Origin of the sequence: Sphingomonas sp. (genome assembly GCF_035758555.1) — a bacterium.
Classification (GTDB): Bacteria; Pseudomonadota; Alphaproteobacteria; order Sphingomonadales; family Sphingomonadaceae; genus Sphingomonas_B.
In genome coordinates, this window is record NZ_DASTXI010000019.1 from 1 (window position 1) to 10,165 (window position 10,165).

The window sequence follows — 10,165 nt, forward strand, 5'->3', positions numbered from 1 at the left end:
CTCCGCCCCCCGCTATGGGCGCACGTCTTGCCTCCGCGGGCCGCTTCGGCTGCCCGGTCCCGGTCGGGGAGTAGCTCAGCCTGGTAGAGCACTGTCTTCGGGAGGCAGGGGCCGGAGGTTCGAATCCTCTCTCCCCGACCATTTCAGTCTCGATTGTCCCTCCGCTTCTGCACGGCCGCGGGCATCCAATCGCGGGGCCGGTCGTTGTCTGCGCGGAACGGCCGTGACAGAAGGCGTGATGGTGCCCCCCGATTTGTCGAGCGTCCCTGAACACCCGCGCACCGTCCTTGCGGCGATCGGGCGGGGCTCGACCTCGCTGACGGTCGTGCGCCGGGCGGCGGACCTGGCGCGGGCGTTCCGCTGCTCGTGGGAAGCGGTGCACATCGTCACTCCCGACGCATTCGACCGCAACAGCGATCTCGACGCGGCCGATGCGCTGACCCAGGCGGCCGAACTCGGCGCAGCGGTCGCCCGCATCCCCGCCGCCTCGGTCGCCGACGGGCTGTGCGCGCATCTTGAGGATTCGAACGTCACCGACGTGGTGCTCGGCACGCACCGGCGGAGCGGTTGGCGTGCGCTGGTGCAGGGGCGGCTGCCGACCGACTTGGTCGATCGCGGCGTCGCCGCCCAGATCCACCTGGTGCCGTCCGCGGCCGGGCCGCTGCCGAAGCGCGGCAAGCGCCAGCTGAAATCCGGCGATCCGGCAAGCCCATATTGGAAGACGGCAGGGCTGACGGTGCTGACCGCGGCGGTCGCCCTCGCGCTGTCGCCCTGGCTTAGCACCGGCGCCTTGAGCCTGTTGTTCCTGTTCCCGGTGATCGGCACGGCCGCGCTGTTCGGCACCCGGCCTGGCTTGCTCAGCGCTGCGCTCGCGGTGCTGCTGACCAATTTCCTGTTCGTGCAGCCGCATTTCGCGTTCAAGCTGACGGCGGTGCAGAGCTGGGTGCTTGCGGTCGTGCTGGGGCTGGCCGGCGCGCACACCGGCTTCGTCACGTCGGAGCTCCGGCGCCGCGTCGGCCTCAGCGACCGCAACGCGCGCGAGAATGCGAGCCTGGCCGGCTTCGCGCTGCATCTGACCCGCGTGTCCGACTGGGCCGGCACTGCGCGGATCGTCTGCTCCGAAGTATCGAGCCTGATGGGCGGGTTGCAGACCGTCGTCGTCCGCGAGATCGCCGGCGAGCTCAAATGCATCGCTTCGTTCCCGGGCGAGGCGATGTTCAGCCCGGTCGATACCACCGCGCTCGAATGGGCGTGGCAGCATGGCGAAGAGGCGGGCAGCGGCACCCGCATCCTTGCCGACGCCAATTGGCAGTTCCAGCCGCTCCGTACCTCGCTCGGCACGCTTGCGGTGCTGGGGCTGGCGAGCGAGGACGGCCGCGATCCGGTCCGTGCCGACCAGAAAGTGCTGCTGTCGACGCTGATCGCCCAGGCCGCGCTTGCCCACGAGCGGCTTCGCCTCGAAGACGATATGCGCGCCGCCGGCACGCCGTCCAAATCCGCTTCCAAGGGCTGAGCGCCACCGCACCCTAGACCCGGCGGCTCCCCTTCTCTAGGCGGGCGCCGACACGAAAGGAGCGAGTGTGGCCAACGTCACGGTGATCGGCGCCCAATGGGGCGACGAGGGCAAGGGCAAGATCGTCGACTGGCTGGCGGAGCGGGCCGATCTGGTCGTCCGTTTTCAGGGCGGCCACAATGCCGGGCACACGCTCGTCATCGGCAACCAGGTCTACAAGCTGTCGCTGCTGCCCTCGGGCATCGTCCGCGGCACGCCATCGGTGATCGGCAACGGCGTGGTGCTCGATCCCTGGGCCTTGAAGGCGGAAGTCGAAAAGCTGCAGGCGCAGGGCGTCAAGGTCACGCCGGACACGCTGTCGATCGCCGACAATTGCGCGCTGATCCTGCCCTTTCACCGCGACCTCGACGCGTTGCGCGAGGATGCGTCGGGCGCCGGCAAGATCGGCACCACGCGGCGCGGCATTGGCCCCGCCTATGAGGACAAGGTCGGCCGGCGCGCGATCCGCGTCTGCGATCTCGCCCATCTGGACGATCTCGGGCCGCAGCTCGACCGTCTGACCGCGCATCACGACGCGCTGCGCGCCGGCTTCGGCGAGCCGCCGATCGACCGCGAGCGCCTGCTGCGTGAGCTTGGCGACGTCGCTGCGTTCGTGCTGCAGTTTGCGAAACCCGTCTGGCTGGACCTGAACGAAGCGCGCGCCGGCGGCCGCCGCATCCTGTTCGAAGGCGCGCAGGGCGTGCTGCTGGATGTCGACCACGGCACCTATCCGTTCGTCACCAGCTCCAACACGATCGCCGGCACCGCGGCGGGCGGTTCGGGGCTCGGGCCCGGCGCGGTCGGCTTCGTGCTCGGCATCGTCAAGGCCTATACCACCCGGGTCGGCTCGGGCCCGTTCCCGACCGAGCTCGACGACGAAATCGGGCAGCGGCTCGGCGAACGGGGCCATGAATTCGGCACCGTCACCGGCCGCCGCCGCCGCTGCGGCTGGTTCGACGCGGTGCTGGTGCGCCAGTCGGTCGCGGTCTCGGGCGTCACCGGCGTCGCGCTGACCAAGCTCGACGTGCTCGACGGGCTGGAGACGATCCGCATCTGCACCGGCTACCGGCTGCACGGCCAGACCCTCGACCATTTCCCCGCCCATGCCGCGGACCAGGCGGCGGTCGAGCCGATCTATGAGGAGATCGAGGGCTGGCAGGAATCGACCGCGGGTGCGCGCAGCTGGGCGCAGCTGCCGGCGCAGGCGATCAAATATATCCGCCGCATCGAGGAGCTGACGCACTGCCCGGTGGCGCTGGTCTCGACCAGCCCCGAGCGCGAGGACACGATCCTGGTCCGGGACCCGTTCGCCGATTGATTCCCTTCTCGCTTGCGGGAGGGACTAGGGGAGGGAACAAGCCCTCGGGCATCCAACGGGGAGGGTGGCGCCCTCCCCCGGCCCCTCCCGCAAGCGGGAGGGGAGACGCTTACTTCTTCTCGACCGCCGGCATGTCGCCCTTCTCAGCCGCCTGCTCCGCGGCGTGCGGATCAACCGATGGCGCGCCGGCCGCCGGCGTGCCCGGCACCGCGCCTGTATCGGCCGCCTTGCCCTCTGGCCCCGCCGCGTCGGCGGGCGCCGCGCCCGCCTTGGGCAGCGGCTTCGGGCTGTCGCTCTGCTGGTTCAGATAGGCGATCACGTCGGCGCGGTCCTGACCCTTGGACAGGCCGGCGAAGGTCATCTTGGTGCCCTCGGCGAATTTGCGCGGGCTGGTCAGCCATTCGTCGAGCTCGACGAAATTCCAGGCACCGCCTTTCGACTTCAGCGCGTCGGAAAAGGGGAAGCCGCCGACGCCCTGGCCGATCGGCTCGCCGACCACGCCCCAGAGGTTAGGTCCGACGCCGTTCGCGCCGCCCTTGGTGACCGTGTGGCAGGCCGCGCACTTCTGGAACACGGTTGCGCCGTGCGCCGGATCGGCCGTCGCGAGCCGCTGCTCGATCGGCACTTCGGCAGGCGCGGCACCTGCGCCGGCCTCGACCACGCCCTCGATCGGATAGCCCATCTTTTCCGGGCGTTCGGCATGGAAATACTCGCTGGACACGATGCCTGCGCCCAGCGCCACGATGCCGGCGCCCAGTACCCAGCCGGCGATCGTGTTATTGCGGTCGTTCATTCCAGATCCTCGAAAAGTCCCGGCCCGACGCCGGGCCTGCCCCTAAAACGCGCGCTTCCTTTAGGAACAGGCTGCGCGTCCCGCAAGTCGCGCGGGTTCCCTTGACGGCCGAAAGACTCTAGGCGCGCCACGGCCATGGAGAATTACCCCGAACCCGCGCGGCGCCTGGTCGCCGAGATGATCGACGCGGCGGCGCGCGAGCCCGCGCGCGCGGTCGCCTTCCAGGGCGCGCCCGGCGCCAACTCGCACCGCGCGGTGATCGAGCAATTCCCCGATGGCCTCCCCTGTCCCTGCTTCAGCTTTGAGGACGCGCTGGACGCAGTGAAGGAAGGGCGGGCCGGCCAGGCGATGATCCCGATCGAGAATTCGCTGCACGGCCGCGTCGCCGACATCCACTTCCTGCTGCCCGAATCGGGCCTTGCCATCGTCGGCGAGCATTTCCTGCCGATCGAGCCGTCGCTGATCGGCAAGGCGGGGCACGCGATCCGCGAAGTGATGAGCCATCCTCAGGCGCTGGGGCAGAGCCGGCACTGGCTGCGCGCGCGCGGGCTGAGGCCTGTCGCCTATGCGGACACCGCCGCCGCCGTCGCCGCCGTCGCCGAGATGCAGGACTGGGGCATCGCCGCTATCGCACCGGCCTTCGCTGCCGAGCTTTACGGCCTCGACCTGCTGGAAGAGGGAATCGCCGACGAAGCGCACAACATGACGCGCTTCATGATTTTGGCGCAGGAGCAGCGCCGGCCCGAATCGGGCGCGCTGATGACCACGATCACGTTCGAGGTGAAAAACATCCCCGCCGCGCTCTACAAGGCGATGGGCGGCTTCGCGACCAACGGCGTCAACATGACCAAGCTGGAAAGCTACCAGCGCGGCGCCAGCTTCGCCGCCACCGAATTCTACGCCGATATCGAAGGCGCGCCGGGCGACCCCGCCGTGGATCGCGCGCTCGACGAGCTGCGGTTTCACAGCAAATGGGTGAATGTGCTGGGGGTCTACGCGCAGGCGCGGAAGCGGGGCTAATCCTGTGCTTCCGGATCACGCCTCCCGATCCAGCCACCACCGGAACAGCGTGTGCGCGATCGCGTAGGGCGGCGGGGGCAGGAACGGCGCGCCGGGCTCGCCCGCCATCGACGCCGCGACGCCGGAGCGGTCGACCCAGATCGCGTCCTCCAGCTCCGTCGTATCGATCGTCAGCGTCGGATCGTCGGCTTGTGCCACGCACGCCATCATCAGCGATGAGGGGAACGGCCAGGGCTGGCTGATGACGTAGCGCACGTCACGCACCTTCAGCCCGGCTTCCTCATACAGCTCGCGCGCGACCGCTTCCTCGACCGATTCGCCTGGCTCGACGAAGCCGGCCAGCGCCGAGTAGCGGCCGGGCGGATAGCGGTATTGGCGGCCGACCAGCACCTTGCCGTCATGCTCCGCCAGCATGATGACGACCGGGTCGACGCGCGGGAAATGCTCGGCGCCGCAGCGGCTGCATTGCCGCCCCCAGCCCGCGCGGTGGATCACCGTGTCGCCATTGCCGCATTTCGCGCAGAAACGGTGGCGCAGATGCCAGTCGATCAGGCTCCGCGCGCCGGCATAGGTCGAGGCCTCTTCGGGCGGCATCATGCCGAGCAGGCCGAAAATCGCCGGCGACCGCGCCGCCCCTTCAGGCATGGCATAGTCGAGCGCAGCGAAATGCGGGCGGCCGTCGATCAGGCCGAGCAGCAGCAGCTCCGCATCCTCGCCCGCCTCGGCAAGGCTCCCCCAGCTCAGCCGCCCGTCGGTGTCCAGCACCGGATCGATGCCGTCGAGCCTGAGCAGCCGGGCGCGCCAGTCGGAACAGGCGGCGGCGAAGGCGTCGGAGTCGTTGCGGAGCGTGTCGGCGCGGTCGAGCGGCGAGCCCGTGAAGCCGGGTCTCAGCATGCGAGGCAAGTCTCGGTCATCCGCTCCCTCAAGGCGAGCCGCGCCGCCTTGTCAAACACGGTCGGCAGTCCGGCTTCGCCCAGCCGCTCGATCGGCCACCATTCGCCGGCTGCGTTGAGGCGAGGCACCCGCGCGCAAGCGACGCTCAGGTCCAGTGAGAAATGGGTGAAGACATGCCGCACCGGCGCGTCCAGAACCCGCCAATCCGCTGCGAACGGCGCCTCGTCGAGGCTCGGTGCGTCATTCCAGCCACCGCTCGGCAAGCCGCGCATGCCGCCGAGCAGCCCCTTGGCCGGGCGGGTCACCAGCAGCACATGCTCTTCGGCCTCCGCCCAGAAGGCATATCCGCGCCGATGCGGCCGCGCAGCCTTGGCCGGCTTGACCGGATACGCCTCCTGCGCGCCCAGTTCGAAAGCGCGGCAGTCGCTGCGGACCGGACAGATGGCGCAGGCCGGTTTCTTCGGCGTGCAGATCGTCGCGCCGAGGTCCATCATCGCCTGGGCATGGTCGCCGGGCCTCTCGGCCGGCGTGAGTTCCGCGGCCTTTACCCGTACCGCGGCCTTCGTATCGAGCGCGAACAGCCGCGCGACCACGCGCTCGACATTGCCGTCCACCACCGCGGCCGGCTCGTCGAACGCGATCGCCGCAATCGCGGCCGCCGTATAGTCGCCGACGCCGGGCAGCGTCTTCAGTTCGGCGGCGCTGCCGGGAAAGCGTCCGCCATGCTCCGTCACGATCGCGCGCGCGCAGGCAAGCAGGTTGCGGGCGCGGCTGTAATATCCAAGCCCCGCCCAGGCGGCCATCAGCTCGGTATCGTCCGCCGCTGCAAGCGCCTCTACTGTCGGCCAGCGCGCCAGGAAGCGCTCGTAATAGGGTTTCACCGCCGCAACCGTCGTCTGCTGCAGCATCACCTCGGACAGCCATATGCGATACGCGTCCGGCGCCGCCACGCCGGGCGGACTGCGCCACGGCAGCACCCGTGCGTGCCGGTCGTACCATCGGAGGAGTTCGGGAGCGATCACGCGCATCCCAATGGACGGTTCATGGGAGCTGTGGCAATGACCCGTGCGATGAGCGGTCGCAAGGCGAAGCAGGACGAAACCCCACGCGGCGGGCGGGCGCGCTCGGTCGCCGAGCTGCTGCCCGATGCCGGCCGCGCATCCTTCCGCAAATTCGGCTTCGTCCAGCACGCGATCGTCAGCCGCTGGGCGGAGATCGTCGGCAGCCGCTACGCCGGCGTGTCCGCGCCCGAATCGATCCGCTTCCCGCAGGGAAAGCGCTCCAACGGCACGCTGACGCTGACCGTCTCCGGTGCGCATGCGCCGATGATGCAGCATGTGCTGCCGGAGATCGTCGAACGGGTGAACCGCTTCTTCGGCTATCCGGCGGTCGCGCGCGTCGCGATCCGCCAGGGCGTCGTGACGAAAGCCGCCGCGAAGCCGGCGCGCCCCGAGCTTCAGCCGGTGCCGGTCGAGCTTGGCGATTCGCTGCGCGCGGTCGGCGATCCGGAGCTGCGCGCGGTGCTCGAATCGCTCGCGCGCGGCATCGCCACCACCGAATCCATCCCCATTGTCGGGAGAGTGAAGGCGTGAATCCGCTGAAAATCGCTGCCGCCGCCCTGGGCGCGCTGGCACTCGTCGCCGCCACGGCCGCAGTCGACTGGACCCACAAGGTGACCCAGACGCCCGCCGGCGCTTTCGTGCTCGGCAATCCCGCCGCGAAGACGCGCCTCGTCGAATATGTGAGCTACACCTGCCCGCATTGCGCGCATTTCACCGACGAAGCGAGCGCACCGCTGCGCAAATATGTGGCGAGCGGCGGCACCGCGGTCGAGATCCGCCACGCGGTGCGCGACGCGGTCGACCTGACCGCGACCCTGCTCGCCCGCTGCACCGGCCCCGCGCACTTCTTCGCCGCGCACGACAAGCTCTTCGCGACGCAGGAGACCTGGTTCGAGGCGGCCGGCCGCTATATCGAGGCGAATCGCGACGCGCTCGAAAAGGCGAAGCAGCCGCAGCAGCTGCAGATGGTCGCCAAGGCGGCCGGGCTGGGCCCGATCGTGGGTCTCACCGACGCGCAGGTGAATGCGTGCCTTGCCAACACCGCCGCCGAAAAGCCGGTGATCGCGATGACCGAGGAAGCCTGGCAAACGCGCAAGATTCCCGGCACGCCCTATTTCATGATCAACGGCACCGGCGTCGATGCCACCACCAGCTGGGCGGCGCTGGAGCCGCACCTCAAACGGAACTGACGGAGACTGGAATGACCAAAGCCCATTTCCTGGCGCTGGGCGCTGCGGCGCTCGCGCTTGCCGGCTGCGACAAGGCCGCGGACAACAGCGCCACTACCGCCAATGCTGCCGGCCCCGCCGCGCCGGTGCCCCCGCCCGCGGGCAAGGACTGGAGTCAGGTCGTCAGCGCCACGCCCGAAGGCGGCTTCCTGATGGGCAATCCCAACGCGCCGGTGAAGCTGGTCGAATATCTCTCGCTGACCTGCCCGCACTGCAAGGAGTTCGAGGAAACCGGCTTCCCGGCCTTGCGCGACCAATATGTGAAGAAAGGCACGGTCAGTCTCGAAGTCCGCAACTATGTGCGCGATTTCGTGGACATGACCGCCACGCTGGTCAGCCGCTGCGGGGGGCCGGACCCGTATTTCCCGATGACGCAGCAGATCATGGAGCAGCAGACCAAGATCTTCGAAAAGCTGGAGGCGGTGCCCCCGGCCGAGCAGCAGCGGCTGCAGGGCCTCACCCCCGCCGAGCAGTTCAAGGCGGTCGCGGCGCTGACCGGCATCGATCAGTTCGCCAAGCAGCGCGGCGTGCCCCAGGCCAAGCTCGACGCCTGCCTCTCCGACAAGGCCGCGGTCGATAAGCTGGTCGACATGCAGCAAAAGGCGAACACGATGCAGATCCCCGGCACGCCCGCCTTCTTCCTGAACGGCGAGCTGCTGCAGAGCGTCGGCACCTGGGAGCAACTGGAACCGAAGCTGAAGGAAGCGGGGGCGTAATCTGACCCTCTCCCGTCGGGAGAGGGTTGAAACACAACCACTGGACTCATTTCCGCACCCGTCCACCTAAATCTTGGGGATAAGGGCTGCCGCGCCTCTTCCCCGCGCGCGCGTGCGCGATAAGCTCGGGGGCTGGAGGAGGCGCCATTTTGCGGTTCAGGCGGCTGAAACTCAGCGGCTTCAAGAGCTTCGTCGATCCGACCGAGCTGCGGATCGAGCCGGGGCTGACCGGCGTCGTCGGCCCGAACGGCTGCGGCAAGTCGAACCTGCTGGAAGCGCTGCGCTGGGTGATGGGCGAGGGCTCTGCCAAGTCCCTGCGCGGCGGCGGCATGGAAGACGTGATCTTCGCCGGCACCGCCCAGCGCCCGGCCCGCGACTTCGCCGAAGTGCAATTGCTCGCCGAAACCGCCGACAATGACGATGGCGAGATCGAGGTCGTCCGCCGGATCGAGCGCGGCGCCGGCTCCGCCTATCGGCTGAACGGCAAGGACGTGCGCGCGAAAGACATCGCGCTCCTCTTCGCCGATGCCGCCACCGGCGCCCATTCGCCGGCTTTGGTCAGCCAGGGCCGGATCAGCGCGGTCATCGCCGCCAGGCCGACAGAGCGCCGCGCGATGCTGGAGGAAGCCGCGGGCATCGCCGGCCTCCACGTCCGCCGCAAGGATGCCGAGCAGAAGCTCCGCGCGACCGAGACGAACCTGACCCGGCTGGGCGAGCTGATCGGCGACATGGAAACGCGCTCCGGCCAGTTGAAGCGTCAGGCGCGCGCGGCGGAACGCTACCGGGCCATCTCTGCCGAGATCAAGGTCGCCGAAGCGCGGCTGATCTTCGCGCGCTGGCGCGAAGCGGCGCAGGCGGCCGAAGCGGCGAAGAAGGAAGCGGGGGCGGCCGACGAACGGGTTCACCAGCTCGCCGAAGCGCAGCGCGCCGCCGCCGCATGGAATGCCGAGGCGACGAAGACGCTCGGCGACGCCCGCGCCGCCGCCCAGGCCGCCCGCGACCGGGCCAACGAGGCGGGACACAAGCTCGCGACCGCACGGGCCGAACTGGCGTCGGCCGAACGGCGGCTGGAGGAGCTTGCCCAGGCGCGCGAGCGGCTCGCGGCCGACCGCGAGCGCGAAGGCGCGCTCGCCAACGATGCCGCCGAGGCGATCGCTCGGCTGACGGCGGAGGCCAGGGCGCTGGAGACGCGGATTGCCACCGCCGAAGCAGGCCGGCCGGCGCTCGCGGCGGAGCTGGCGAGCGCGGAGAGCGTCGCGCGCGATGCCGAGGTTGCGCTGGCGCAGGCGCTGTCGGCGCAGGCGCGCGAGCAGGCGGAAGCGCAGATTGCGCGCTCGGCAGCCGGGGCCGCACAGGCGCGCCTCGCCCGTGCCCAGGCCGATCTGGCGCGCGTCGATGCTGAGATTGCGCAGCTGGGCGCAGGCGGCGATCTGGCCGCTGCCCGCGACGATGCGACCGCGCGCCGCGCCGCGGCCGAACGGGCGAGCGCTGCCGCAGCCGAGCGAATCGAGCGCGCAGAGGCCGAGCGTGCATCGGCCGCCGCCGATCGGGACGGCGCCGAGGCCGGGCTTGCGTCCGCCCG

10 protein-coding genes and 1 tRNA gene are annotated in these 10,165 nt (G+C 69.9%); 8 read left to right on the forward strand and 3 right to left on the reverse strand.

Annotated features, from left to right (window positions below; all coding sequences use genetic code 11):
• Positions 1 to 64: 64 nt before the first annotated feature.
• The 3 genes from VFT73_RS00975 to VFT73_RS00985 all read left to right on the forward strand — a co-directional run bounded on the left by VFT73_RS00975 (position 65) and on the right by VFT73_RS00985 (position 2,870).
• Positions 65 to 141, forward strand: a tRNA-Pro gene (locus VFT73_RS00975).
• Positions 142 to 241: 100 nt separating this feature from the next.
• The gene (locus VFT73_RS00980) at positions 242 to 1,513 is read left to right on the forward strand and encodes a DUF4118 domain-containing protein (protein WP_326408243.1); all 1,272 of its coding nucleotides are present in this window, start codon (positions 242 to 244) and stop codon (positions 1,511 to 1,513) included.
• Positions 1,514 to 1,580: 67 nt separating this feature from the next.
• Complete coding sequence (locus VFT73_RS00985) at positions 1,581 to 2,870, forward strand: adenylosuccinate synthase (protein WP_326408244.1); 1,290 nt, start codon at positions 1,581 to 1,583, stop codon at positions 2,868 to 2,870.
• Positions 2,871 to 2,979: 109 nt separating this feature from the next.
• On the opposite strand, the gene VFT73_RS00990 is transcribed toward VFT73_RS00985, so the two are convergent.
• Complete coding sequence (locus VFT73_RS00990; protein ID WP_326408245.1) at positions 2,980 to 3,663, reverse strand: cytochrome c family protein; 684 nt, start codon at positions 3,661 to 3,663, stop codon at positions 2,980 to 2,982.
• Positions 3,664 to 3,798: 135 nt separating this feature from the next.
• Between VFT73_RS00990 and VFT73_RS00995 the strand changes: the two genes are divergently transcribed.
• Positions 3,799 to 4,683: a prephenate dehydratase gene (locus VFT73_RS00995; protein ID WP_326408246.1), complete on the forward strand. Its 885-nt coding sequence runs from the start codon at positions 3,799 to 3,801 to the stop codon at positions 4,681 to 4,683.
• Positions 4,684 to 4,698: 15 nt separating this feature from the next.
• On the opposite strand, the gene nudC is transcribed toward VFT73_RS00995, so the two are convergent.
• A complete protein-coding gene (gene nudC, locus VFT73_RS01000; protein WP_326408247.1) occupies positions 4,699 to 5,577 on the reverse strand; it encodes an NAD(+) diphosphatase in 879 nt (292 codons plus the stop codon).
• Positions 5,571 to 6,605, reverse strand: a complete 1,035-nt coding sequence (gene mutY, locus VFT73_RS01005) for an A/G-specific adenine glycosylase (RefSeq protein ID WP_414712764.1) — start codon at positions 6,603 to 6,605, stop codon at positions 5,571 to 5,573. The genes nudC and mutY overlap by 7 nt, the downstream gene beginning before the upstream one ends.
• 30 nt (positions 6,606 to 6,635) lie before the next feature.
• On the opposite strand from mutY, the gene VFT73_RS01010 reads away from it, so the two are divergent.
• From VFT73_RS01010 to VFT73_RS01025, 4 genes are all read left to right on the forward strand, one after another.
• Positions 6,636 to 7,169 carry a DUF721 domain-containing protein gene (locus tag VFT73_RS01010; protein ID WP_326408249.1) on the forward strand — a complete coding sequence of 178 codons (534 nt, stop codon included), beginning with the start codon at positions 6,636 to 6,638 and terminating at the stop codon, positions 7,167 to 7,169.
• The gene (locus tag VFT73_RS01015) at positions 7,166 to 7,828 is read left to right on the forward strand and encodes a thioredoxin domain-containing protein (RefSeq protein WP_326408250.1); all 663 of its coding nucleotides are present in this window, start codon (positions 7,166 to 7,168) and stop codon (positions 7,826 to 7,828) included. The genes VFT73_RS01010 and VFT73_RS01015 overlap by 4 nt, the downstream gene beginning before the upstream one ends.
• Before the next feature lie 11 nt (positions 7,829 to 7,839).
• A complete protein-coding gene (locus VFT73_RS01020; RefSeq protein ID WP_326408251.1) occupies positions 7,840 to 8,583 on the forward strand; it encodes a DsbA family protein in 744 nt (247 codons plus the stop codon).
• A gap of 149 nt (positions 8,584 to 8,732) precedes the next feature.
• On the forward strand, positions 8,733 to 10,165 hold a 1,433-nt coding region (locus VFT73_RS01025), incomplete at its 3' end, for an AAA family ATPase (RefSeq protein ID WP_326408252.1).